Genomic DNA, 23798 nt, shown 5'->3' with positions numbered 1-23798 from the left:
GGTCAGTGACGGCCCCCTTGTAGAGACCGCTACTAATGTCATGGCTGCTTTGGACGTTCTTTTTTGAGATCGATAGAGCTTAGGCAGCCGCCTTCGCTGGCAAGCCAGCTCCTACACGGGCTGGCGTCAACCGATGACTACGCGGTGTCACCGCACATTGCGATACAACATCAACCGCGCCCCCTCATGCATCCCCCGCGTCAACTCCAACAACCGTTCAAACTCCTGCGGATGCTCCTGCGCCACATCCTCACGCGGTGTGTTTGACGCTAGGTCATGCAAGGTCGCCCCACTGCCGTCGTGCTGCATCTGCAACAAAAAGTCCTTGGTCACGCCGCCAATCACCGGAAAGGTCCCTTCCCTCAATACCAGCGGCACCACCCGCTCCCCCTCCGGCGCTGGCTGCTGAATGTCCCGCCCCATGGCGCCATTGGTGAAGGGCATCCCGGCCATGCCGGCTACGGTGGGCAGCAGGTCGGCGAGGCCGACGGCTTCTACGATCACCTTGGGCTGCAACATTCCCGGGGCATGGATCAGCAGCGGTACGTTGTTGCTTTCCAGCCCAAGCTGTTCAAACGCGGGGGCCATGTGGGGGATCTGGCTGATGCGGGTATTGTGGTCGCCGAAGAACACGAAAATCGTGTTGTCGTAGTAGCCGCCCGCTTTGGCGATGTCCATCAGGCGGCCGATGTTGAAGTCCAGCAGGTGCATGGCGTTGTATGGCTCCAGGCTGCGGGAACCGGCGGCCTGGGCTTGTTCCAGCAGGTCGAGGTCGGAGATGCCCCAGACGTCCACCTGGGGCGATTGCCAGTGGCTTTCGTCGTACAGGCGGACGTTGTCGATGCTTCGGCAGATCAGGCCGTTGATGTTGGCCCAGCCGGCGTTGCCGCCGATCAGGTAGAGCTTGTGGTACTCGATATTGCTTAAGCACTCTCAATGATCTGCCACACCCGTGGCCGCGTAGTGAGAGCATCCCGTCCCTCCCCTGCTCGCCTCCCTTTCCTACTCACTGCTGAACTCCCAAACCTGTTGGGAAAAGAATATCCTTACGGCCTCTTACGCTGTGTCGTACAGCGAATCGGGAAACCTACGGATAGCTCCCGCATGCCCCCTGCACCTACCCGCAATCAATCCAACCCTGCTTGCAGCCGCGACGGGCTCGTTCTTGCTCTGAACCTGTGTCTACTTCACCGCAACGGTTTACCCGGTAAGCGCCAACCTGATTTGAAGATGGATACCTGCCCATCGTTACCGCCTGACGCCGACGTTGCTCGCTTGGTGCTCCGGTGCTGGCTTTCCAGCAACCCATTAGAGAAATCCATATGAACCCCAATCCGACAATCGATAACGTATTACGCGTCGCCTTGGTTACAGGATCCACTTCCGGTATCGGCGCAGCCATTGCACGTGTACTAAGCCAGGCAGGCTATGCGGTGGTGATCCATTCGCGAAATTCTGCGGATACGGGACGCGCTATGGCTGCCGAAATGCAGCAGGCTATTTACGTGCAAGCTGATCTTGCTGTCGAAGCTGACAGGGTCAGGCTTATTAACGAGGCGATCGCCGCGTGGGGGCAACTCGACGTATTGGTCAATAACGCCGGTATTAGCAAAGTGATTCCCCACGGCGACCTTGCCTCGGCCAACTCGACGGTGTGGCACGAACTTAACGAGGTGAATGTCGTGGCGCCGTTCCATCTCGTCACTTTGGCCGAGTCGGCATTGCGCGATGCCGCCCGTTACCGTCGAGCAGGTTGCGTCGTAAATATTAGTTCCCATGCTGGTATTCGTCCTAAAGGTGCATCGATTCCCTATGCGGTCAGTAAAGCCGCGCTTAATCACATGACCCGCTTGCTCGCGTTATCCCTGGGGCCAGATATTCGCGTAAACGCTGTGGCGCCTGGCTTGGTCGACACGCCTATGACCGCAGAGTGGACGGGTGCCCAAGAGCTATGGCGAACTCGCGCCCCTATGCGCAGGGCCGCTAGCCCAGACGACATCGCAAAAGCTGTTGTAATGCTGGTCGAGTCGGACTACTTGACCGGCGAGATACTCCTCTCAGACGGCGGGTTGAATCTGACCTAGGTTCAGCGTGCTCCGGTGTAGCAGGTGAGTAGGCGAGTCACTCTGTTTCACCGACTCGCCCAAAGGACGGACACCAAAGTTTTCAGAGCGGGCTAGAGGACACCGGCAGGCGGATACCCTATCGATTTAAGTGCGGCGGATGACCCGGTTTTTTTGCGAAGCAGAGGAAGGCAAAGTGCTGACCCGGGTGCATCGGGTACGGGAAAGAGACAAGAAAATCGTTAAGCGCAAATCAGAGTGGCTGGTTGGAAGCTTTGGTGGCGATCTCGCGGACGCCTTCGCCGGCAAGCCGGCTCCTAGACACGAAATGACAATCAGGGAGACACCCATGGCCATGCCGGAACGGCTGAAACCAACCCCCGCGACGCCAAAAATACGGGCGTTGATGAAGGCCTTGCTCAAGCAGATCCTCGATCAGATCTGGGACAACCAGGAACGGGAAAGCCCCGAGATCAGTGCGCTGATCCAGCAGTGGAACAGCCACGCCGGCCGACCTTTCGAGTTCCACGAATTTCGCGATATGCACAGCCATACCAGCGCGGCGAACTTTCTGCGCACGGCCTTTCATCAGGAGCGCTACGTTGACGACCTGAGCTTCGCCGAGGCCTGCGCCCTGGCGGATTTCATCTGCCAGTGCGAGGGCACGGAATCTGATACGGACTACGCCCTGAACCTGCTGGAAACCAACTTCCCCGAGGCCAATGCCTCGGACCTGATCTTCTGGCCCAACGAGTGGTTTGGCGATCAAGATATGTTGCATATCGAGCTGAGCTCGGCGCAGATCATCGGTTATCTGATGGCGCAGTCTTCGCGGCAACTGCAGGATGCACCGCCGATCACCTTGCCCTACCCCATTCCACCGCAGCCATAGAGGCCATCGGGCTGGCCAGCTGCATAAGCACCGCCGTGGCCAGCTACAGGTAAGGGCGTCCAGTTCGCCCCTCGTTCAGCCCTGATCGCCGCCGCCCACCGGCAGCACCGTGCCGGTGATATAGGAGGCTTCGTCGGAGGCCAGGAACAGGATCGCCGCCGCCTGCTCGTCAACGCTGCCGTAGCGGTGCATCAGGCTGCTATCCAGGGTCTGGTCGACGATCTGCTGGTACCAGGCCTGCTCTTCGGTACTGGGCTCGGCGCTGTTGCGCGGAATGCGCCGCGGCGGTGCCTCGGTGCCGCCGGGGGCGGTGGCGTTGACCCGCACGCCGCGGCCGGCGGTTTCAAACGCCAGGCACGCAGTCAGCGCGTTGATGCCGCCCTTGGCCGCGCCGTAGGGTACGCGGTTGAGGCTGCGGGTGGCGATGGACGAGACGTTGACGATGGCGCCGCGGCCCTGCTCCAGCATCTGCGGCAAGGCGGCGTGGCAGCACCACAGGGTGGGGAACAATGAGCGACGCACTTCGGCTTCGATCTGCGCCGGCTCGTAGTGCTCGAAAGGCTTGGCCCAGATGGTGCCGCCGACGTTGTTGATGAGGATGTCGAGGCGGCCGAAGTGGGCGATGGCGGCGGCCATGATCCGGCTGCATTCGCTGTACTGCTCTAGGTCGGCGGTGAGGGCCAGGATCGGGTAGCGGGGGTCGAGTTCAGCGGCCAGTTCGAAGACCAGTTCCGAGCGGTCCACCAGCACCACGCGGGCGCCCTCTTCGGCCAGGCGTTCGGCAACGCGACGGCCGATGCCCTGGGCGGCGCCGGTGACCAGGGCGACTTGGTTGTGGAAACGGTTCATGGAAACCTCGTGAATGCAAAAAGATAGGGAGAACACCACCCAACGTAGGAGCCGGCTTGCCGGCGAAGAGGCCCTTGAGCCTAGCAGCGCTCTTGTGGACGCCTTCGCTGGCAAGCCAGCTCCTACAGCAGCGAGGCGCTCTTCAGGCGGCGCTGGCGGCGAATTTCTCGTAGTAGAAGTTCGCCGGGGCGATGCCCTGTTCGCGGATGAACTGGCTCACCGCCTCCACCATTGGCGGCGGCCCGCACAGGTAGACATCCACATCGCCCTGGTTGAGGTGCGCCGGTTCGATGTGCTGGGTCACGTAGCCCTTGCGCGGGTACTGGCTCTCGGGGTTGGCCACGCAGGCGCTGAAGCTGAACTGGGGGATGCGCGCGGCAAAGTCTTCCAGGCGCTCCAGTTCCACCAGGTCGAAATCGTTGGTCACGCCGTAGATCAGATGCAACGGGTGCTCGCTGCCCTGCTCGGCAATCTTCTCCAGCATGGCGGTGAACGGCGCCAGCCCGGTGCCGCCGGCCAGCAACAGCAAGGGCCGGCGGATGTCCCGCAGGTAGAAGCTGCCCAGGGGCCCGGCCAGGGTCATGCTGTCGCCGGCTTTGGCGAGACTGGTGAGGAAGCTGCTCATCAGGCCGCCGGGCACATTGCGGATCAGGAAACTGACTTCGCCATCGCGCTGCAGGGAGCTGAAGGAATAGGCGCGGGTCTGCTCGCTGCCAGGCACGCCAAGGTTGACGTACTGCCCCGGCAGGAACGCCAGCTGGTTCAGGGCCTCGCCCTTGATCGACAGGGCGATGGTGCTGGCGGACAACTGGCGCACCGCGCTGATGCTGGCCTGGAAGGTGGCCTGCCCGGCCCGGCAGACCTGGGACGAGGCCGGCACCCGTACCACGCAATCACCGAGGGCGCGCATCTGGCAGGTGAGGACAAAACCCTGCTCGGCCTCGTCGGCGCTCAGGGCGTCTTCGATGTAGTCCTCCCCCAGCTCGTAGAGCCCCGCCTCGGCAAAACACTTGCAGGTGCCGCAGGCGCCGTCGCGGCAGTCCAGGGGAATATTGATGCCCTGGCGGTAGGCGGCGTCAGCCACGGTTTCGCCCGGGTTGGCGTTGACGAAACGGGTCACGCCGTCTTCGAAATTGAGTGCGATTTGATGGCTCATGGCAGTCGCCTCAGAGGTGGTAGATATCGACGACCTGGCGAACGTAGTCGTTCTTCAGGATGACTTTCTTGGCCAGGATCAGCGGGTTTTCGCCCCGCAGGTCGAGGGTGTAGAAGCTGCAGCCGAAGTAGCTGTCCACGGTCTTGTAGCGAAAGCTCAGCGTGTGCCAGTTGAAGCGCAGCTTGCACTGGCCGTCGCCCTGCTCCAGCAGCTCGATATTGCTCAGGTTGTGGGAGGTGCGGGTGTCGGGAATGCTGGCGCTGGAGCGCTCGGTCTTGATGCGGAACACCCGGTCTTCCAGGCCGCTGCGGTTGCCGTACCAGATCAGCGAGATTTCCCGCTGCGGGTCTTCGGTCAACTGGTCGCTGTCGTCCCAGGAGGGCATCCAGAAGGTGGCGTCCGGGGCGTAGAGTTCCAGCCAGCTGTCCCAGTCCTTGTCGTCCAGGTAGCGGGCTTCGCGGTACAGGAAATCGCGCACGGCGTCGTAGGAAATGGTCATTGCACGGCCTCCACGTCGATCCGGCGAGAGGCTTCAAGCTCCAGAGCCGCGAGCATGGTTTGCTGCCAGTACTTGTGCTGCATCACGAACAGGCCCTCGTCCTCGGTGCGCACCCCGCTGAGGATCGGTTGCAGGTCGATTTCTTTCGCTGCGTCGTCCGCCCCCTGGACCCAATGCTCGGCGCCGCGGGACATGTCGTTCCAGGCCGTGATGCTGCCCTGGTAGCCGAGCTGGCAGGAGCGGAATTCCTCCAGGTCGTCGGGGGTGGCCATGCCGCTGACGTTGAAGAAGTCTTCGTACTGGCGGATGCGCCGGGCCCGGGCTTCGTCGCTCTCGCCCTTGGGGGCGATGCAGTAGATGGTGATTTCGGTGCGGTCCACGGAGATCGGCCGGGCGATGCGGATCTGCGAGCTGAACTGGTCCATCAGGTAGAGGTTGGGGTACAGGCACAGGTTGCGCGAGTTCTCGATCATCCAATCGGCGCGGGCCTGGCCAAAGTCCTGGGCCAGTTCGTCGCGGCGCTCGTAGAGCGGGCGGTCTTCGGGGTTGGACCAGCGGGTCCAGAGCAGCATGTGGCCCTTGTCAAAGGAGTAGAAACCGCCGCCCTGCTTGGCCCAGGTGCCGGCGCTCATGGTGCGGATGTCTTCCCCGGCCTCGCGCTGCTTGCGCTGGTTCTGGGTGGCGGCGTAGTTCCAGTGCACCGAGCTGACGTGGTAGCCGTCGGCGCCGTTCTCGGCGGTGAGCTTCCAGTTGCCTTCGTAGATGTAGCTGGAAGAACCGCGCAGCACCTCCAGGCCGTCGGCGGACTGGTCGACGATCATGTCGATGATCTTCGCCGACTCCCCCAGGTGCTCCACCAGGGGCAGCACGTCGGGGTTGAGGCTGCCGAACAGGAAACCGCGGTAGGACTCGAAGCGCGCGACGCGGGTCAGGTCGTGGGAGCCTTCGCAGTTGAAGCTGGCCGGGTAGCCGGCGGCGGCCGGGTCCTTGACCTTGAGCAGCTTGCCGGTGTTGTTGAAGGTCCAGCCGTGGAACGGGCAGGTGAAGGAGGCCTTGTTGCCGGTCTTGTGCCGGCAAAGCATGGCGCCGCGATGGCTGCAGGCGTTGATGAAGGCATTGAGTTCGCCGTTCTTGTTGCGCGCGATGAACACCGGCTGCCGGCCCATGGTGGTGCTGTAGTAGTCGTTGGGGTTGGGGATCTGGCTTTCGTGGGCCAGGTACAGCCAGTTGCCTTCGAAGATGTGCTGCATCTCCAGGTCGAACAGCCGGGGGTCGGTGAACATCTCCCGCTTGCAGCGGTAGACGCCCTGGTCGGGGTCTTCTTCAAGCAGGGAATGCAGGTATTCGGGTCGCAGGGACATGGCCGCCGCCTCCATTGTTTTTATTCAGGCAGGGCCATGCTAGGGCGGGCTTGGAACGGGCAATAGCCAATGCCTGCAGACCTGTATCCGTTTTCTGCAAAAGCGCCGACGTGGCCTGTGTAGGAGCCGGCTTGCCGGCGAAAAGGCCCTTGGATGGGGTGCTGAGCCTGCAGGCCTCTTCGCTGGCAAGCCAGCTCCTACAAGAAACCGATGCCAGAGGATCAGTGCCGACGCTTGAGGGTGTCGGAGGGCAGTTCGCCGTATTGCTGGCGGTAGCTTTGGGCAAAACGCCCAAGGTGCAGGAAGCCGAAATCCAGGGCCAGTTCGGTGACGTTGCGCACCGGGCTGTGCGGGTCGCTGAGGCAGGCGTGCACCCGTTGCAGTTTCTGCTGGCGGATGTAGTTCTTCGGCGTGGTGCGGGCGTTGCGCTCGAACAGCGCGTACAGCGAGCGCAGGCTCATGCGCGCCTGTTGCGCCAGTTCTTCGCAGCCGATGTCGTGCTTGAGGTTGCGTTCGATGTAGTCGGCAATCCGTTCGAAGGTCGCCGCCGAGGCGCCCAGGGCACCGCGCTGCACGTTGGTCTGCATCAGCCCCAGCAGTTTGCCCACCAGGATGTGCGCGTAGTGCTCCTGGACCTTGGGCATGCTTTCCAGGGCTTCGGCTTCCTGGCACAGCAGGCTCAGCAAGGGCACGAAGCCTTCCAGTTCCTGCAGTTGGTAGCGCTGGCGCAGAAAGCGCACGCCCTGCCCCGGGTACTGCCAGCGCTGTTCCTGGCAGGCGTTTTCCAGCAGGCGGGTGGGAATCTTGATGATGAATTTTTCGCAGTCGTCGGAATAGGTCAGGTCCACCGGGTCGTCGGGGTTGATCAGCAGCAGTTCCCCCGGGGCGAAGTAGTGCTCCTGGCCCGGGCCACGCCACCGGCAGTGGCCCCGCAGCAGTACTTGCAAGTGGTAGATGCTTTCCAGGGCCGGCGAGGTGACGCGCACACTGGCGCCGTAGCTGATGCTGCACAAATCCAGGCTGGCCAGGGCCCGGTGCTGCAGGCTGGCCTGGGGATGGCCGGCCCGGGGCAGGCGGATGCAGTGGCTGCCCACGTGCTGATTGACGTAACCGGATACGGCATAGGGATCGGCTTGAACAAACACGCTGCTGCGCTCACTCAACAGATGCATCTGCATGATCGGGTCACTCTGATGGTTCTTATTGGGTCTGCGCTTCAGGCACGCAGCGCAGTCTCGTCAGGCCCGGCATAACGGCAAAAGCCACGGGCACCTGGGTCGGTGCTCCGTGGCCGGGCCAGGCACGGTCGGCGCTTCAGTCCTCCAGGGCGCGGACCCGCTCGTGGCGCTGCTGCTCTTGCGGCTGGGCCGAAGACTGCAGGGTGAAGTCGAACTCGATCTCGGCAAAGCGCCCGCTGACCCCCAGGGCCTTGGCCCGGGCCTGGTCTTCGCTGAAGGTGATCTGGGCGATCAGCTCGTCGCGGGTGGCGTAGGCGAAGTCGTCGTGCAGGTACTGGTCGCCATCCAGGTTGATCTGGGTGGTCAGGTGGCGATGGTCATCGGCCGAGATGAAGAAGTGGATGTGCGCCGGGCGCTGGCCGTGACGCCCCAGTTGATCCAGCAGTTGCTGGGTCGGGCCATCCGGTGGGCAGCCGTAGCCGGACGGCACGATGCTGCGAAAACGGTAGCGACCCTCGGCGTCGGTGACGATGCGCCGGCGCAGGTTGAATTCCGACTGGCTGCCGTCGAAGTAGGAATAGGTGCCGCCGGTGTTGGCGTGCCAGACATCGACGATGGCCCCGGCCAGTGGCTCGCCGGCGGTGTTGCGGACCTGCCCCTGCATGAACAGCACCACCCCCGGGTCGACGCCGTCGTCCAGGCGCGCTTCGCCCTGGCTCAGCGGTGCACCGGCCACGTACAGCGGGCCTTCGATGGTGCGCGGGGTGCCGCCGGTCTTGCCCACCTGTTCGTCGGCGGCGTCCATCAGCAGGTCCAGGTAATGCTCCAGGCCCAGGCCCGCGGCCAGTAGCCCGGCTTCCTGGCGGGCGCCGAGAACGTTGAGGTAATTGACGGCCTTCCAGAACTCTTCCGGGGTGATCTCCAGGTCTTCGATGATGTTCACCGAATCCCGCAGGATGCGGTAGATGATGGCCTTGGCCCGGGGGTTGCCGCCCTCGGTGAACTGGCCGCTGGCTTCTTCAAGAAACTGCTGGGCGCTGGCAGTGTGGGAAATTCTGACGTTCATGATTAATCCTCATCTTGTATTTATTAGAGTGGTGAACGGGCTGGCACGGGCTCAGCGGTCATCCTCATGAATGGACGAAGGATGCCTGCACATGGCGTCAACTTCGATGGCCATGTAGGGGTACAGCGGCAATTGCATCAGGGTGTCGTGCAATTCCTGCACGCTGTCGACGTCGAACACGCTGTAGTTGGCGTACAGCCCGGCGATGCGCCACAGGTGGCGCCACTTGCCTTCGGCCTGCAGGCGTTGGGCCAGGGCCTTTTCGTCGGCTTTCAGCTGCGCGGCGCGCTCGGGGTTCATGTCGACCGGCAGGTTCACGGTCATTTTCACGTGGAATAGCATGCAGCCCTCCTCAGGTGTGATGCAGCACGGGGGTGGTTTTGTCGCGACGGAAGAACGCCAGGCGCTCTTCGTCCAGGCTCAGGCCAAGGCCCGGTGCCTTTGAGACATGCAGGTGGAAATCCCGGTACACCGGCGGCTCGGCGAGGATGTCCTCGGTCAGCAGCAGCGGGCCGAACAGTTCGGTGTCCCAGCTCAGTTTGTTCAGGGTCAGGAAGGCGTGGGCCGAGGCCAGGGTGCCGATGCCGCCCTCGAGCATGGTGCCGCCGTACAGGCCGATGCCCGCCGCCTCGGCAATCGCCGCGGTGCGCAGGGTGGCGCGAGGGCCGCCGTTCTTGGCGATCTTCAGGGCGAACACCGAAGCCGCCCCTTCCCGGGCCAGGTTGAAGGCGTCTTCCACGCACTCGATGGATTCGTCGGCCATGATCGGCGCCGGGCTGCTGGCATTCAGGCGCACCATGCCGGCGCGGTTGTTGCGCGAAATCGGTTGTTCGATCAGGTCGATGCCATTGCCGCCGAGGATGCGGCAGGCGCGCAGGGCCACGGCTTCGTCCCAGGCCTGGTTGACGTCGACCCGCACGCTGGCGCTGTCGCCTAGGGCCTTCTTGATGGCGATCACGTGGGCCAGGTCGCGGTCCACTTCACCGGCGCCGATCTTCAGCTTGAAGATGCGGTGGCGGCGCAGGTCGAGCATCTTCTGCGCTTCGGCGATGTCCTTGGCGGTGTCGCCGCTGGCCAGGGTCCAGGCCACCGGCAGGGCATCGCGCACCCGGCCGCCCAGCAGTTCGCTGACCGGCAGCCCGAGGCGCTTGCCCTGGGCGTCGAGCAAGGCGCTTTCGATACCGGATTTGGCGAAGGTGTTGCCGCGGATGCTCTGCTCCAGGCGCAGCATGGCGGCGTTGATGTTGCTGGCGTCCTGGCCGATCAGCAGCGGCGCGACGAAACGGTCGATATTGGTCTTGATGCTGTCCGGGCTTTCATTGCCATAGGCCAGGCCACCGATGGTGGTGGATTCCCCCAGGCCTTCGATGCCGTCGGCGCAGCGCAGGCGGATCAGCACCAGGGTCTGGTTCTGCATGGTGTGCATGGCCAGCTTGTGGGGGCGGATGGTCGGCAGATCGACGATGATCGTCTCGATCGATTCAATGGCAAAAGCGTGCATTTCCATACCCATCAGGTTCTTGAAGTTCTGCCAGCGATTCTGTCCCGGCTTTTTCCGGGGTTCCAATATAGAATTGGTCTGGCTTGATACCTTTAAGGTATGCACTTCACCACTGGGGAGCTGTCATGGAACTGCGTCATCTGCGCTATTTCCAGGTGCTGGGGGAAACCCTCAATTTCACCCGCGCCGCCGAGCGCCTGCACATCGCCCAGCCGCCGTTGAGCCGGCAGATCCAGCAACTGGAAGACGAGTTAGGGGTGCTGCTGCTGGAGCGTGGCCGACCGCTGCGCCTGACCGCCGCCGGGCGGTTTTTCTACGAGCACTCCAACCGGGTACTGGAGCAGTTGGGCAAGGTCTGCGACAACACCCGGCGCATCGGCCTGGGGCACAAGACCTGGCTGGGCATCGGCTTTGCCCCCTCGACCCTGTACGGCGTGCTGCCGCAACTGATCCGCCGCCTGCGCAGCAACGGCACCCTGGAACTGGAACTGGGCCTGTCGGAGATGACTACCCTGCAGCAGGTGGAAGCCTTGAAGGCCGGGCGCATCGACATCGGCTTCGGGCGTATCCATATCGACGACCCGGCCATCGTGCAGAAGGTGCTGACCGAAGACCGCCTGGTGGTCGCCCTGCCCGCCGGCCACCCGCTGCTGGGGCAACCGGTGAGCCTGGCGCAACTGGCGGACGAGCCTTTCGTGCTGTACCCGGCCAACCCGCGCCCGAGCTACGCCGACCATGTGATCGCGCTGTTCAGTGCCCGGGGCCTGAACCTGAAGATCGCCCAGTGGACCAACGAATTGCAGACCGCCATCGGCCTGGTGGGCGCCGGCATCGGCATTACCCTGGTACCGGCCTCGGTGCAGGTGCTGCACCGTGACGACATCGGCTTCTGCCCGCTACTGGAGGCCGAGGCCACCTCGCCGATCATCCTCAGCCGCCGCATCGGCGAGCCCTCGCCGGGCCTCACCCACTGCCTGCACCTGATCGCCCAGTTGCGCAGCGAGATCGGCCGCGAACACCCCATCGTCAGTTGAAAGCACAACCGCCGGCCCCATCGAAAGACGGGCACCGGCGGCTCTCATGCAGCTTGAAACGGGCGGCGGCCCTTAGAAGGTCAGGCCCACCTTGAAGCCATACTCGTTACGCTTGAGCTTGGTGTTGTCAGCCACAGGCGTATCTTCGTCCAGCTTGTACTCGGAGCGGGTGTAATAGACCCCGGCCATGACCGGCAGCGAGCCGTTCTGGTTCATCAAGAAATTCACCTCGGCGTAAGGGTTGGTGCGGTCCTTGAGGTCCACGGTGTCGCTGCCGACGTCATCCACCTTGAGCCGCGCCTTGCCGTTGATGGTGTGGCGCGCACCCAGCTCGACGCGCATGGTCAGGTCGTCGAACTGGTGGTTGTAGCCCAGGGCAGCCTTGGCGAAGGGCGACTTGTTGGTGAGCTTCATGTCGTAGTCGCCGGTGTCCGGCTCGTAGCGGGTCCAGGTGTAGCCACCCCCCACCAGCACATCGACAAAGTTGCGTGCATCCAGGGCGGCGCGCCAGCCCAGGTCGAGGTCGGCCTGGCCTTCCTTGAGCTTGTTGTCGTGCTTCTTGCCGAACTTGGCCTCGACCCCGGCCTGGTAGATCAGGCCCGATTCGGCGGTCATCTTGTTGCCGAAGTTGTAGAACACACCCCCTTCACCCAGGTGCTCCTTGTCGCTTTCACTACCGCCTTCGAGCTTGAAGTCGTTGTAGCTACCGAGGATACCCAGGGTGGAAATCGGCCCGGTGGCCGGGGCGGCCATGGCGCTGCTGGAAAGGGCCAGCAAGGTGGCTGCAGAGGTGCTGGCCAGAAGGGTTGCGAATACCTTTGACATCGTGTGTAGATCTCCCTGTTTGAATAAGGCAAATGCTGCAGGAGCCTTTTCGAGGGAAGTCGAAAGCAAAAGGTTCTAATTATTTTTCACGTTTTTTTCACATCCCTGTGAAGCCTCGCCCCCGCAGGGGCTTTAGGCCTTACAATAGCGCGCTCAATACAGGGCGTAGTCTTTGGGGCAGTGCATGGAAGTATCGAGAGCCGGCCTGATCATCCGGCGCATTCTGGCTTATCTGGTCGACGGCCTGCTGGTACTGCTGCTGTGGTTTGTCCTGTGCCGACTGGCCGAACGCCTCCAATACCCGGATATGGAGCAATTTTCCACCTGGTGCCTGCTGGCCACCTGGTGCCTGTATTTTCCCCTCAACGAATACCTGTGGCGTGGCTACACCGCCGGCAAGGCCCTTTGCGGCCTGCAAGTGATCAATGGCATCGGCCAGCCCCCCTCGCTGTTGCAGATATTGATCCGCTCGGCGACCCGTCCCTTCGAAGCGGCCATCAGCCCGGTGACCCTGCTGATCTGCTGCGAATCAAGCCGCGGCCAGCGCATCGGCGACCGGCTGGCGCGCACCTATGTCATCCCGTGCAAGGATCTGGCGCGGCTGCGTGGCTTGATGACCGCTCAGCCGAACCTGCCTTGAGCATCCGGCCGTAACCCATTCAGTCTTGCGCCCTGGCGTGGCGCTTTTTCCGGGAGTCTTCATGGCAATCGATCAACACCCGCATGAACAGGCCTTGGTCACGTTCCTCGAACAGCGCCCCGAGCTGCGCGAACAGCTGGACAACCTCAACCCCCTGGAAGCCCGGGCCCGGGGCGAAACCCCGGCGCAGTATCGCGCCGAGCGCCTGCATGAAGCCTTCGAGGCCGAAGCCGAACGCCTTGGGCTGTTCGCCTGGGAACTGAGCCTGCAACTGACCGCTGCCAGCCCCGAGGAATTCCACGTCCAGCGCCTTGAGGTGCACCGGGAAGTGGCGGAGATGGCCGGCATGCCGTGGGACGAGTACTGCACCCTGCACCACCTTGACCCTCGGCCTTGACCCGCACGCGCCCCTCGCAGTCCCTGTTCAGGAGAACCGACGATGTTGCCTTCGACTTCCACGCAATCGGCCAGCGCAGCCCTGCAGCACACGCAGAAATGGCGCGGACGGGTCGGCCTCGGGCTGGTGGCCTGCCTTTCGGTGCTGGCGGGGATGACCGACGCAATCGGCTTCATGGCCACCGGGGATTTCGTTTCCTTCATGAGCGGCAACACCACGCGCATGGCCGTAGCCATCAGCGATGGCGAACCGGGCCTGGTGCTGCGCCTGCTGCTCCTGGTGGCGACCTTTATCGTCGGTAACGCCCTGGGCGTGGTGGTCAGTCGCCTGGCCGGGCACCGTGCCCTGCCCTTGCTGCTGAGCATCGGCGCGTTGCTCTGCGCCTCTGCCGCCTGGCCTTTCGAGCAGCAACTGCCGGCCCTGCTGGCGGCCATCATTGCCATGGGCATGCTCAACGCCGCGGTGGAGGAAGTGAACGGCCTGCCCATCGGCCTGACCTACGTCACCGGCGCCCTCTCACGCTTTGGCCGCGGCCTGGGGCGCTGGATGCTCGGCGACCGGCGCAACGGCTGGCGGGTGCAACTGGTGCCCTGGAGCGGCATGTTCGCCGGGGCGGTGCTGGGCGCCTTGCTGGAACAGCACCTGGGGCTCAAGGCACTGTATGTCAGCGGGTTGTTTGCCGTGCTGCTGGGTGTGGCGTCATTGAAGATCCCTCGCCGCTGGCAACTGGGCTACAAGAACCGCTGACATTGAGCATGGCTATCAGCTGAACAGGCCGCCGCTGTCGGTATCGATCACGATCGACGACAGGCTGATATGCCGCGGCCGGGTCAGGGCGAAGATCACGGCCTCCACCACATCGCGGTTGGTGCCCTGCTCGCCCTTCTGCCGCGCCGGAATCTGCTGCCAGGCCTCATCCAGCGGCGAGACATCTTCCAGGTACGGCGGGTGCACGCACAGCGAGCGCACCGGCGTGCCCTTGAGCATCTGCCGCAGGCCATCGGCCAGGGCCAGCTGCCCGTGCTTGGCCGCATAGAACGGCAGCGACACGCTGTGCAGCGGTGCATTGGGCAAGCCGCTGATGGAGCCGATGGTGACGATGTCCGGGCGCTTGGAAGCCTTGAGCACCGGCAGCAGGCCCTGGGTCAGGAGGAAGGTGCCGCTCAGTGCAGCGTCGATCACCCCGGTGACTTCAGCGGCGCTGTGGGGCTGCTCGCTGGCCTCCAGCCACATGGCGCCGTTGTTGATCAGGATGTCCACTTGCGGGTGGCGGACGTGGATCTCAGCCAGGGCGGCCTTGACGCTGTCGCTGCTGGCCAGGTCCACCACCACCTGATCGGCGGGGCTGCCGGTACGCGCCTTGATGGCCGCGCTGACCTGCGCCAGGGCCTCGGGGTTGCGCCCACAGAGAATCAGCTTGCAGCCCTGGTCCGCCAGGCTGATGGCCAGCGCGGCCCCCAAGCCTCTTCCGGCCCCCGTGACCACTACCACCGCCGAATTCAAATCCATCATCCCTTGCTCCTTGTCCCCGGTTGAATGAAGGCGCGAGTCTATCCCTCGCTTCGCGGTTTGGGGCCGGGCAAAGCTTTACCCGATATGTCCTGCATGCCTGGAACCAGAGCCCCAGGGGCGAAACGGGTTTAGCCGATGTTCGGAGAAAGCTTTATCATGGCCGCAGTTTTATCCATCGAGTCCGTCATGAAGTTCGCCATCGCCCTGTTCTCTGCCGCCCACGCGCCTTCCTCGCGCCGCGCCCTGCTGTTCGCCCAGGCGGCGCTGGCGGGCGGGCATGAAATTGTCCGGCTGTTTTTCTACCAGGACGGCGTGTACAACGCCGCCAACAGCATCGTCACGCCCCAGGACGAACAGGACCTGCCTCGGGAATGGCGCGAGTTTGTCGGCCAGCATCAACTGGACGGCGTGGTGTGCATCGCCGCGGCCCTGCGTCGGGGTGTGTTGAATGCCGACGAAGCCCAGCGCTACCAACGCACGTCGGTGAGCGTAGAGGCCCCCTGGGAGCTGTCGGGGCTCGGGCAATTGCATGACGCGGTACAGGCCGCCGACCGCCTGATCTGTTTTGGAGGGGCGTGAGATGGCCAAATCCCTGTTGTTGATCAGCCGTCAGGCGCCGTGGTCCGGCCCCGGCGCCCGGGAAGCCCTGGATATCGTCCTGGCCGGCGGGGCCTTCGACCTGCCCATCGGCCTGCTGTTTCTCGATGATGGCGTGCTGCAACTGGCGCCCGGGCAACAGGCCTCGCTGCTGCGCCAGAAAGACCTGAGCGCCAACCTGCAGGCGCTGTCGCTGTTCGGCGTCGACGAACTGTTTGCCTGCAGCGCCAGCCTCGCTGCCCGCGGCCTCGACCCGGCGAGCTTGAGTCTTGACGATGTACAGCTGCTGGACGCCCCGGAACTGGCCGGGATCATCGACCGTTTTGACCAGGTGATTACCCTCTGATGTCGACCTTGCATGTGTTGTCCCACTCGCCCTTTACCGACACTCGCCTGAGCAGTTGCCTGCGTCTGCTGGGCAGCGCCGATGGCCTGCTGCTGTGTGGCGACGCCGCCTATGCCTTGCAGCCGGGCACCACTCTTTACGGCGAACTGGGCGCCCGTAGCGGCCTGAATCTGTATGTGCTGGAAGAGGACTTGCAAGCCCGGGGCCTGGAGCTGCCGGCCTGGGCCCGCGCGGTGGATTACCCGGGCTTCGTCGAACTGTCGATCCAGCATGACAAGGTCAACACCTGGCTATGAGTACCCTGACCTTGGGCGCTCGCGCCATCGAACTGGACAAGGACGGCTACCTGGTCAACCTCGACGACTGGTCCGCCGACGTGGCGCAAGCCCTGGCCGCCAACGAAGAGCTTGAGCTGAGCGCGGAACACTGGGAAATCCTCGAACTGCTCCAGGGCTTCTATAGGGAATTCCAGCTGTCCCCGGCCACCCGCCCGCTGATCAAGTACACCGCCCTCAAGCTGGGCCCGGACAAGGGCAACAGCCTGCACCTGAACCGACTGTTCAAAGGTACTCCCGCCAAACTTGCCGCCAAGCTGGCGGGCCTGCCCAAGCCGACCAATTGCCTATGAACGATTTCGCCCCCCTGCTCACCCAGACCCCGGAAGAACACCCTTTCGCCCAATTCGTGCGGATTCTCGGCAAGGGCAAGCGCGGCGCGCGCAACCTGACTCGCGAGGAAGCCCGGGAAGCCATGGGCATGCTGCTGGACGGCAAGGTCGAGGACACCCAACTGGGCGCCTTCCTCATGCTGCTGCGGCACAAGGAAGAAAGCCCGCAAGAGCTGGCGGGCTTCACCGAAGCCTTGCGCGAACGCCTGAACGCCCCGGCGATTGCCCTGGACCTCGACTGGCCGACCTACGCCGGCAAGAAGCGCCACCTGCCCTGGTACCTGCTGGCGGCCAAGTGCCTGGCACAGAACGGCGTGCGCATCCTGCTCCACGGTGGCGGCGCCCACACCGCCGGGCGCTTGTACACCGAACAATTGCTGGAACCCCTGGGGATTCCCCTGTGCCGTGACTGGCAGGCGGTCGGCCAGGCACTGGACCAGGGCAACCTGGCCTTCATGCCCCTGGGGGACTGGGCGCCGCAACTGCAGCGCATGATCGACCTGCGCAACATCCTCGGCCTGCGCTCACCGATCCATTCCCTGGCGCGAATCCTCAACCCCCTGGGCGCCCGCTGCGGCCTGCAGAGCATCTTCCACCCCGGCTACCAGGCAGTGCACCGCGATGCCAGCGGCCTGCTGGGGGACAACGTCATCGTGATCAAGGGCGATGGCGGCGAGATCGAGATCAACCCGGACACCGCCAGCCATCTGTACGGCAGCACCGGTGGCGTCAGTTGGGACGAGGAATGGCCGGCACTGTCGGCACAACGCCATGTAAAACCTGCGAGCCTGGAACCCGAGCACCTCAAGGCGCTGTGGCGCGGCGATGTAGAAGACAGCTACCCGCAACTGGCCCTGCTGGCCACCATGGCCCTGGCCTTGCGCGGCCTGGGCACGCCCCGGGAGCAAGCCTTCGCCCTGGCCCAGCAGTACTGGGATGCCCGGGACAGATCGATTTAATCGATCAAAACCGCCCATGCTTTGCGCTTTTTGTTCGAACCCAGGAGCATAGACTGCACTCCAACGCAAAACAGCCGAGGAGCATTTCATGGGTCTGCTGATCGAAGGGCGCTGGCATGACCAGTGGTACGAAAGCGGCAAGGACGGCGCCTTCCAACGAGAACAGGCGCAACGTCGCAACTGGGTCACCGCCGATGGCCGCCCCGGCCCCAGCGGTGAAGGCGGCTTCGCCGCCGAGGCCGGGCGCTACCACCTTTATGTGTCCCTGGCCTGCCCCTGGGCCCACCGCACGCTGATCCTGCGCAAGCTCAAGGGTCTGGAAAAGCTGATCGACGTCTCGGTGGTCAGCTGGCTGATGCGCGAGAACGGCTGGACCTTCGACACCGCCTACGGCTCCAGCGGCGACCCCCTGGACCACTTCGACTTCATGCACCAGCGCTACACCGCCGACACCGCGGACTACACCGGCCGCGTCACCGTACCGGTGCTGTGGGACAAACAGCGCCAATGCATCGTCAGCAATGAATCGGCGGAGATCATCCGCATGTTCAACAGCGCCTTCGACGGCTTGACGGGCAATACCCTGGACTTCTATCCGCAACCCTTGCGCAGCAAGGTCGATGAGCTCAACGGGCGCATCTATCCGGCACTGAACAACGGTGTGTACCGCGCCGGGTTCGCCACCTCGCAAAAGGCTTATGAGACGGCGTTCGATGATGTCTTCGCCGAACTGGATGCGCTGGAGGCCCTGCTCGGCACGCAGCGCTACCTGGCCGGCGAGTACCTGACCGAAGCCGATGTGCGGCTGTTCACCACGCTGATCCGCTTCGATGCGGTGTACTACAGCCACTTCAAGTGCAACCTGCGACGGATTGCCGATTACCCGAACCTGTCGAACTGGCTGCGGGAGCTGTACCAGTGGCCGGGGATTGCCCAGACCGTGGACTTTACCCACATCAAGGGGCACTACTACGCCAGCCACACCACCATCAATCCGACAGGGATTGTGCCGAAGGGGCCGTTACAGGACTTCAGCCGCGCACATGATCGGCAGCGGTTGAGTGGGCAAGGGGTTTGGTGCAGGGGTTGAGGACGCTTTCGCCGGCAAGCCGGCTCCTACAACAGCGGGATGTGTAGGAGCCGGCTTGCTGGCGAAGCTTTTCAGACCTCGGACTGAGCGCCTTCGAACCAGGCCAGCTTCTCGCGTAGCTGGACCACTTCGCCAACGATCACCAAGGTTGGCGCGTGCACTTCATGCTCGGCCACCAGCGCAGGCAGGTTGCCCAGGGTGCCGGTGAAGACACGCTGGTTGCTGGTGGTGCCCTGCTGAACCAGCGCCGCCGGGGTGTCGGCGCCGCGACCGTGCTTGATCAGTTGCTCGCAGATGGTCGGCAAGCCCACCAGGCCCATGTAGAACACCAGGGTCTGGGCCGGCGCCACCAGGTCGCTCCAGGGCAGGTTGCTGGTGCCGTCCTTGAGATGGCCGGTGACGAAGCGCACCGACTGGGCGTAGTCACGGTGAGTCAGGGGAATCCCGGCATAGGCCGAGCAACCACTGGCCGCGGTAATCCCCGGCACCACCTGGAACGGAATGCCGTGGGCCGCCAGCTCTTCAATCTCTTCGCCACCACGGCCGAAGATGAACGGATCGCCACCCTTGAGACGCACTACACGCTTGCCTTGCTGGGCCAGGGTCACCAATTGCTGGTTGATCTGTTCCTGGGGCACGGCGTGATCGGCGCGACGCTTGCCGACATAGATGCGTTCGGCGTCGCGACGGCACAGTTCGAGAATCGCCGGCGCCACCAGGCGGTCGTAGAGCACCACATCGGCCTGCTGCATCAGGCGCAGGGCACGGAAGGTCAGCAGGTCCGGATCACCCGGGCCTGCCCCCACCAGATACACCTCGCCCGGCGCATGGGGCGCCTTGCCGGCGATCTTGGCCTGCAACAGACGTTCGGCTTCCGCGCCCTGCCCCGCCAGTTGGCGATCGGCAATGGGCCCTTGGAACACGTCCTCCCAGAACGCCCGGCGTTGCTGCACATCCGGAAACAGGCTTTTGACCTGGGCGCGGAAACGCGCCGCCAACCCGGCCAGTTGGCCGTAGGTGGAAGGAATCCAGGTTTCCAGCTTGGCCCGGATCAGCCGCGCCAGCACCGGCGCATCGCCGCCACTGGAGACTGCGATGACCAACGGCGAACGGTCGACGATAGCCGGGAAGATCACGCTGCACAGGGCCGGCGCGTCCACCACATTGACAGGGACGCAACGCCGATGGGCATCGGCGGAGACCTGGGCATTGAGGGATTCGTCGTCGGTGGCGGCGATGATCAGGGTGCAGCCGTCGAGGTCGGCCTCGACATACCCGCGCAACAGGGACTCACCGCCGCTGGCGACGATCAGTTCCTGCAATTGCGCTTCTATTTCAGGTGCGACCACTCGCAGCTGCGCACCGGCATCGGCCAGCAGACGGGATTTGCGCAAGGCAATCTCCCCTCCGCCGACCACCAACACACGACTGCCGCGAAGGTTGTGAAACAGCGGCAGATATTCCATTTAGCCGATGACCTCAAGGCCACCCATGTACGGCTTCAGCACATCCGGCACACGGATCGAACCGTCGGCCTGCTGGTAGTTCTCCAGCACCGCCACCAGGGTGCGGCCCACGGCCAGGCCGGAACCGTTGAGGGTGTGCACCAGCTCAGGCTTGCCGGTTTCCGGGTTACGGAAGCGCGCCTGCATGCGGCGGGCCTGGAAGTCGCCACAGTTGGAGCACGAGGAGATCTCGCGGTACTTGTCTTGGCTCGGCACCCAGACTTCGAGGTCGTAGGTCTTGACCGCGCTGAAGCCCATGTCGCCGGTGCACAGGGCCAGTACGCGGTACGGCAGTTGCAGCAGTTGCAGGACTTTTTCAGCGTTGGCGGTCAGGCCTTCCAGGGCTTCCATGGAGGTCGACGGCTCGACCACTTGGACCATCTCGACCTTGTCGAACTGGTGCTGACGGATCATGCCGCGGGTATCGCGACCCGAAGCACCGGCCTCACTGCGAAAGCACGGCGTGTGGGCGACGAACTTCAGCGGCAGTTGCTTGGCGTCGAGAATCTCGCCAGCGACGATGTTGGTCAGGGACACTTCGGCGGTCGGGATCAGGTACAGATCGGCTTCGCCTTCGCGAGTGATCTTGAACAGGTCTTCCTCGAACTTCGGCAACTGGCTGGTGCCCACCAGCGCCGGAGCCTGCACCAGGTACGGGGTGTAGGCCTCTTCGTAGCCGTGCTCACCGGTGTGCAGGTTGATCATGAACTGCGCCAGGGCGCGGTGCAGACGGGCGATCGGGCCGCGCAACAGGGCAAAACGCGCGCCGGACAGCTTGGCGGCGGTTTCAAAGTCCAGCCAGCCGTGGGTTTCGCCCAGGGCCACGTGGTCCTTGATCGGGAAATCGAAGGCGGTCGGGGTGCCCCAGCGGCGCACTTCGACGTTGCCGTCTTCGTCTTCGCCCACCGGCACCGACTCGTGGGGCAGGTTGGGAATGCCGAACAGGATCGAATCCAGTTCGCTCTGGATGTTTTCCAGCTCCGCCTTGCCGGAGCTCAGCTCGTTCCCCATGCGCTCAACGTCGGCCATCAGCGGGGCGATGTCTTCGCCGCGTTGCTTGGCCTGGCCGATGGACTTGGAGCGCGCGTTACGTTCAGCCTGCAGTTGCTCGGTGCGGGTCTGCACGGTCTTGCGCTGTTCTTCCAGCGCTTCGATGCGTGCCACATCCAGGGCAAAGCCGCGGGATGCCAGACGATCCGCTACGTCCTGAAGGTTGCTACGTAACAGTTTGGAATCGAGCATGTCGTTCTCTCGTTTATCAAAGTTTGGTCAAGGACAGGCCGGCCCAGGTAGCAAGCAGCCCGCCGAATACACTCAGTGCCGCGTAGCCCAGGGCCAGCGCCACTTGTCCGCTTTCCAGCAGACGCACGGTATCCAGTGAAAAGGATGAAAAAGTCGTCAGGCCACCGAGGAAGCCCACTATCAATCCGGCACGCACTTCGATCGGCACTTCCGGACGGACCAGGAACAGCCCGTATAACACGCCGATCAGCAGGCAGCCCACGATATTAACGGCCAGCGTCGCGGTATAGAAGTGCCGCGGCCAATTGGCGTTGATCCAGTTGCCCGTGGTGAAACGCAACAGGGTACCGGCCACGCCACCGGCGGAGACTGCGAGGATCAGGGGGATCACGGTTTTCTCCGCTGCAAGGGGCTGGCCCGGTCCAGGGCGGCCAGGTGCTTGAGCTTCTCGCCGATCTTCAGTTCCAGGCCACGGGGCACCGGTTGATAGAGCGGCAAGGGTTCGAGTTCTTCGGGGAAATAGTCTTCACCGGCGGCGTAGGCATCCGGCTCGTCATGGGCGTAGCGGTATTCGTCGCCGTAGCCCAGCTGCTTCATCAGCTTGGTCGGGGCATTGCGCAGGTGGATCGGCACTTCCAGCGAGCCGTGCTCGGCAGCAGCGCGCATGGCGGCCTTGAAGCCCATGTACACGGCGTTGCTCTTCGGCGCACAGGCCAGGTAGGTGATGGCCTGGGCCACTGCCAGCTCGCCTTCGGGGCTGCCCAGGCGCTCCTGTACATCCCAGGCCGCCAGGCACAGGCTCAGGGCCCGCGGGTCGGCGTTGCCAATGTCTTCGCTGGCCATGCGCACCACGCGCCGGGCCAGGTACAACGGGTCGCAGCCGCCGTCGAGCATGCGCGCGAACCAGTACAGGGCCCCGTCGGGATTGGAGCCGCGCACGGATTTGTGCAACGCGGAAATCTGGTCGTAGAAGGCTTCGCCACCCTTGTCGAAACGCCGGCGGGTGTCACCCAGCAGGCTTTGCAACAGATCGACACTGATCTCGCCACCGTCTTCCGCCAGGTCCGAGGCGTTTTCCAGCAGGTTGAGCATGCGCCGGCCATCGCCATCGGCGGCCGACAGCAGCATCTGGAAGCCTTCATCGCTGAGGCTCAGCTGGCGCTTGCCCAGCCCCCGCTCCTCGGTCAGGGCGCGCTGTACCAGGGTGCCCAGGGCCGCTTCATCCAGGCTCTTGAGCACATAGACTCGCGCTCGGGAGAGCAAGGCGTTGTTGAGCTCGAAGGACGGGTTTTCCGTGGTGGCACCGATAAAGATCAGCGTGCCGTCTTCCACGTAGGGCAGGAAAGCATCCTGCTGGGACTTGTTGAAGCGATGCACTTCATCGACGAACAGAATGGTTCGCCGACCGTATTGCCCGGCCTGCTGCTTGGCGATTTCCACCGCCTGGCGGATCTCCTTGACCCCGGCCAGCACCGCCGAGACGGTTTCGAAGTGGGCGTCCGAGACTTCCGCCAACAGCCGCGCCAGGGTGGTCTTGCCGACCCCGGGCGGGCCCCAGAAGATCATCGAATGCAGCGCGCCCTGCTCCAGGGCCTCGCGCAGCGGCTTGCCCCGGGCCAACAGGTGCTGCTGGCCAACGTACTCGTCCAGGTTGGTCGCACGCAGGCGTGCGGCCAGTGGCTGGGCAATCGGGGCACTACGAAACAGGTCCATGGACTACCTTCGAAACCTTGCGGTTGCGGCTGCTTACTCTTGGATCACATCGGCACCCTTGGGGATGTCGAACTTGAACTTGGACGCCGGGATGGCTTCGTTGGCCTTGACCCCGGTGAACAGAATATTGGTGCGCTGGCCAACGCTGTCAATCAACTGCATGTCGTTGATCATGCCGTTGCGAAACGACAGGCGCAGGCTGTCGAACAGGGTGTCGCGGGTTTTCGGCTTGAGGGTGAAGTCCATCACGCCGCCGGCTTCCTTGGAGGTGATGTCGAAGCTTTCGCTGATTTTCGACACGTCACCGGAGAGCAACAGGGCCGGGGTCTGGGTCAGGCGCTGGTCAAGCTTCTTGATGGTCACCTGCTCCAGGTCCGGGTCCCACAGGGAGACTTTCTGGCCGTCGGAAACCATCAGCTGTTCTTGTGGCGCATCGGTGTGCCAGTAGAACAGGCCCGGGCGCTGCAGGGACATCTCGCCGGCGGTTTCCTGCAACTGGGTGCCGCTGCCATCCAGGGTCAGCTGGGAGAAACGCGCGGTCAGGGTCTGGGACTTTTCCAGCAACTGGGTCAGGCGCGCCACGTCTTTGGGGTCGGCGTGGGCCGACAAGGTGGTCACAGCCAATACCGGCAGCAGCAACATGCGAATCAGGCGCATGGAATTCCTCATTAATTGGATGGGTATACGAGCGGCGTGACTTCACGCC

General features: G+C 63.7%; 27 protein-coding genes and 1 pseudogene. 12 read left to right on the top strand and 16 right to left on the bottom strand.

Annotation, left to right across the window (positions count from 1 at the left end; all coding sequences use genetic code 11):
• Nucleotides 1–147 precede the first annotated feature (147 nt).
• A pseudogene (locus M2395_RS01450) lies at nucleotides 148–912 on the bottom strand (LTA synthase family protein); the annotation flags it as partial.
• A 410-nt stretch (nucleotides 913–1322) separates the two neighbouring features.
• On the opposite strand from M2395_RS01450, the gene M2395_RS01445 reads away from it, so the two are divergent.
• Both M2395_RS01445 and M2395_RS01440 read left to right on the top strand, forming a co-directional pair.
• The gene (locus M2395_RS01445) at nucleotides 1323–2084 is read left to right on the top strand and encodes an SDR family NAD(P)-dependent oxidoreductase (protein ID WP_123430487.1); all 762 of its coding nucleotides are present in this window, start codon (nucleotides 1323–1325) and stop codon (nucleotides 2082–2084) included.
• A 328-nt stretch (nucleotides 2085–2412) separates the two neighbouring features.
• On the top strand, nucleotides 2413–2955 hold the full coding sequence (locus tag M2395_RS01440) for a hypothetical protein (RefSeq protein WP_123430747.1): 543 nt from the start codon (nucleotides 2413–2415) through the stop codon (nucleotides 2953–2955).
• Nucleotides 2956–3030: 75 nt separating this feature from the next.
• Here the strand turns inward: M2395_RS01440 and M2395_RS01435 are convergent, their stop codons facing one another.
• The 8 genes from M2395_RS01435 to M2395_RS01400 all read right to left on the bottom strand — a co-directional run bounded on the left by M2395_RS01435 (nucleotide 3031) and on the right by M2395_RS01400 (nucleotide 10565).
• Nucleotides 3031–3804 carry a 1,6-dihydroxycyclohexa-2,4-diene-1-carboxylate dehydrogenase gene (locus M2395_RS01435; RefSeq protein ID WP_123430486.1) on the bottom strand — a complete coding sequence of 258 codons (774 nt, stop codon included), beginning with the start codon at nucleotides 3802–3804 and terminating at the stop codon, nucleotides 3031–3033.
• Between the two features lie 142 nt (nucleotides 3805–3946).
• On the bottom strand, nucleotides 3947–4960 hold the full coding sequence (benC, locus tag M2395_RS01430; protein WP_041119025.1) for a benzoate 1,2-dioxygenase electron transfer component BenC: 1014 nt from the start codon (nucleotides 4958–4960) through the stop codon (nucleotides 3947–3949).
• A 10-nt stretch (nucleotides 4961–4970) separates the two neighbouring features.
• Entirely contained in the window at nucleotides 4971–5459 is a 489-nt protein-coding gene (benB, locus tag M2395_RS01425) for a benzoate 1,2-dioxygenase small subunit (protein ID WP_011062145.1), read from the bottom strand.
• The gene (gene benA, locus M2395_RS01420) at nucleotides 5456–6820 is read right to left on the bottom strand and encodes a benzoate 1,2-dioxygenase large subunit (RefSeq protein WP_123430485.1); all 1365 of its coding nucleotides are present in this window, start codon (nucleotides 6818–6820) and stop codon (nucleotides 5456–5458) included. Before benA ends, benB begins: the two co-directional genes overlap by 4 nt.
• A 221-nt stretch (nucleotides 6821–7041) precedes the next feature.
• Nucleotides 7042–7998: an AraC family transcriptional regulator gene (locus M2395_RS01415; RefSeq protein WP_015636271.1), complete on the bottom strand. Its 957-nt coding sequence runs from the start codon at nucleotides 7996–7998 to the stop codon at nucleotides 7042–7044.
• Between the two features lie 136 nt (nucleotides 7999–8134).
• Nucleotides 8135–9064 carry a catechol 1,2-dioxygenase gene (catA, locus tag M2395_RS01410; protein ID WP_011062148.1) on the bottom strand — a complete coding sequence of 310 codons (930 nt, stop codon included), beginning with the start codon at nucleotides 9062–9064 and terminating at the stop codon, nucleotides 8135–8137.
• Between the two features lie 51 nt (nucleotides 9065–9115).
• Nucleotides 9116–9406 (bottom strand): muconolactone Delta-isomerase, encoded by a 291-nt coding sequence (catC, locus tag M2395_RS01405; protein ID WP_011062149.1) that lies wholly within the window; start codon nucleotides 9404–9406, stop codon nucleotides 9116–9118.
• Between the two features lie 10 nt (nucleotides 9407–9416).
• Nucleotides 9417–10565, bottom strand: coding sequence for a muconate cycloisomerase family protein (locus tag M2395_RS01400; protein ID WP_185057780.1), 1149 nt, complete (start codon nucleotides 10563–10565; stop codon nucleotides 9417–9419).
• A 125-nt stretch (nucleotides 10566–10690) separates the two neighbouring features.
• Between M2395_RS01400 and M2395_RS01395 the strand changes: the two genes are divergently transcribed.
• Nucleotides 10691–11599, top strand: a complete 909-nt coding sequence (locus M2395_RS01395; protein WP_011062151.1) for a LysR family transcriptional regulator — start codon at nucleotides 10691–10693, stop codon at nucleotides 11597–11599.
• A 72-nt stretch (nucleotides 11600–11671) separates the two neighbouring features.
• Here M2395_RS01395 and M2395_RS01390 read toward each other — a convergent pair whose 3' ends face one another.
• Nucleotides 11672–12424: an outer membrane beta-barrel protein gene (locus tag M2395_RS01390; protein WP_123430483.1), complete on the bottom strand. Its 753-nt coding sequence runs from the start codon at nucleotides 12422–12424 to the stop codon at nucleotides 11672–11674.
• Nucleotides 12425–12608: 184 nt separating this feature from the next.
• Here M2395_RS01390 and M2395_RS01385 point away from each other — a divergent pair, with 184 nt between their 5' ends.
• The 3 genes from M2395_RS01385 to M2395_RS01375 all read left to right on the top strand — a co-directional run bounded on the left by M2395_RS01385 (nucleotide 12609) and on the right by M2395_RS01375 (nucleotide 14208).
• Complete coding sequence (locus M2395_RS01385; RefSeq protein ID WP_077934483.1) at nucleotides 12609–13064, top strand: RDD family protein; 456 nt, start codon at nucleotides 12609–12611, stop codon at nucleotides 13062–13064.
• Nucleotides 13065–13125: 61 nt separating this feature from the next.
• Complete coding sequence (locus tag M2395_RS01380; RefSeq protein ID WP_015636275.1) at nucleotides 13126–13461, top strand: DUF6388 family protein; 336 nt, start codon at nucleotides 13126–13128, stop codon at nucleotides 13459–13461.
• Nucleotides 13462–13503: 42 nt separating this feature from the next.
• A complete protein-coding gene (locus M2395_RS01375; RefSeq protein ID WP_011062155.1) occupies nucleotides 13504–14208 on the top strand; it encodes a YoaK family protein in 705 nt (234 codons plus the stop codon).
• Between the two features lie 15 nt (nucleotides 14209–14223).
• On the opposite strand, the gene M2395_RS01370 is transcribed toward M2395_RS01375, so the two are convergent.
• Nucleotides 14224–14973 carry an SDR family oxidoreductase gene (locus M2395_RS01370; protein WP_053159425.1) on the bottom strand — a complete coding sequence of 250 codons (750 nt, stop codon included), beginning with the start codon at nucleotides 14971–14973 and terminating at the stop codon, nucleotides 14224–14226.
• Between the two features lie 186 nt (nucleotides 14974–15159).
• Between M2395_RS01370 and tusD the strand changes: the two genes are divergently transcribed.
• From tusD to M2395_RS01340, 6 genes are all read left to right on the top strand, one after another.
• Nucleotides 15160–15552 carry a sulfurtransferase complex subunit TusD gene (gene tusD, locus M2395_RS01365; RefSeq protein WP_019092899.1) on the top strand — a complete coding sequence of 131 codons (393 nt, stop codon included), beginning with the start codon at nucleotides 15160–15162 and terminating at the stop codon, nucleotides 15550–15552.
• A 1-nt stretch (nucleotide 15553) separates the two neighbouring features.
• Nucleotides 15554–15916 (top strand): sulfurtransferase complex subunit TusC, encoded by a 363-nt coding sequence (gene tusC, locus M2395_RS01360; RefSeq protein ID WP_015636278.1) that lies wholly within the window; start codon nucleotides 15554–15556, stop codon nucleotides 15914–15916.
• The gene (gene tusB, locus M2395_RS01355; RefSeq protein WP_123430482.1) at nucleotides 15916–16212 is read left to right on the top strand and encodes a sulfurtransferase complex subunit TusB; all 297 of its coding nucleotides are present in this window, start codon (nucleotides 15916–15918) and stop codon (nucleotides 16210–16212) included. The genes tusC and tusB overlap by 1 nt, the downstream gene beginning before the upstream one ends.
• Nucleotides 16209–16544: a TusE/DsrC/DsvC family sulfur relay protein gene (locus tag M2395_RS01350; RefSeq protein ID WP_077934485.1), complete on the top strand. Its 336-nt coding sequence runs from the start codon at nucleotides 16209–16211 to the stop codon at nucleotides 16542–16544. Before tusB ends, M2395_RS01350 begins: the two co-directional genes overlap by 4 nt.
• Nucleotides 16541–17542, top strand: a complete 1002-nt coding sequence (locus tag M2395_RS01345) for a glycosyl transferase family protein (protein ID WP_011062161.1) — start codon at nucleotides 16541–16543, stop codon at nucleotides 17540–17542. The genes M2395_RS01350 and M2395_RS01345 overlap by 4 nt, the downstream gene beginning before the upstream one ends.
• An 88-nt stretch (nucleotides 17543–17630) precedes the next feature.
• Complete coding sequence (locus M2395_RS01340; RefSeq protein WP_123430481.1) at nucleotides 17631–18632, top strand: glutathione S-transferase family protein; 1002 nt, start codon at nucleotides 17631–17633, stop codon at nucleotides 18630–18632.
• Nucleotides 18633–18703: 71 nt separating this feature from the next.
• On the opposite strand, the gene cysG is transcribed toward M2395_RS01340, so the two are convergent.
• The 5 genes from cysG to lolA are packed head-to-tail and all read right to left on the bottom strand — an operon-like array spanning nucleotide 18704 to nucleotide 23749.
• On the bottom strand, nucleotides 18704–20098 hold the full coding sequence (gene cysG, locus M2395_RS01335; RefSeq protein WP_053152675.1) for a siroheme synthase CysG: 1395 nt from the start codon (nucleotides 20096–20098) through the stop codon (nucleotides 18704–18706).
• Nucleotides 20099–21379: a serine--tRNA ligase gene (serS, locus tag M2395_RS01330; protein WP_011062164.1), complete on the bottom strand. Its 1281-nt coding sequence runs from the start codon at nucleotides 21377–21379 to the stop codon at nucleotides 20099–20101.
• 16 nt (nucleotides 21380–21395) lie between these two features.
• Complete coding sequence (crcB, locus tag M2395_RS01325) at nucleotides 21396–21770, bottom strand: fluoride efflux transporter CrcB (protein ID WP_041119048.1); 375 nt, start codon at nucleotides 21768–21770, stop codon at nucleotides 21396–21398.
• Nucleotides 21767–23092, bottom strand: a complete 1326-nt coding sequence (locus tag M2395_RS01320) for a replication-associated recombination protein A (protein ID WP_011062166.1) — start codon at nucleotides 23090–23092, stop codon at nucleotides 21767–21769. The genes crcB and M2395_RS01320 overlap by 4 nt, the downstream gene beginning before the upstream one ends.
• Nucleotides 23093–23125: 33 nt before the next feature.
• Nucleotides 23126–23749, bottom strand: coding sequence for an outer membrane lipoprotein chaperone LolA (gene lolA / locus M2395_RS01315; RefSeq protein WP_011062167.1), 624 nt, complete (start codon nucleotides 23747–23749; stop codon nucleotides 23126–23128).
• Nucleotides 23750–23798: the final 49 nt, after the last annotated feature.

This window comes from Pseudomonas sp. BIGb0176, assembly GCF_024810175.1.
Classification (GTDB): domain Bacteria; phylum Pseudomonadota; class Gammaproteobacteria; order Pseudomonadales; family Pseudomonadaceae; genus Aquipseudomonas; species Aquipseudomonas protegens.
The sequence above is the reverse complement of the archived record's forward strand: the minus strand, read 5'-3'. Positions and strand labels throughout refer to the sequence as shown.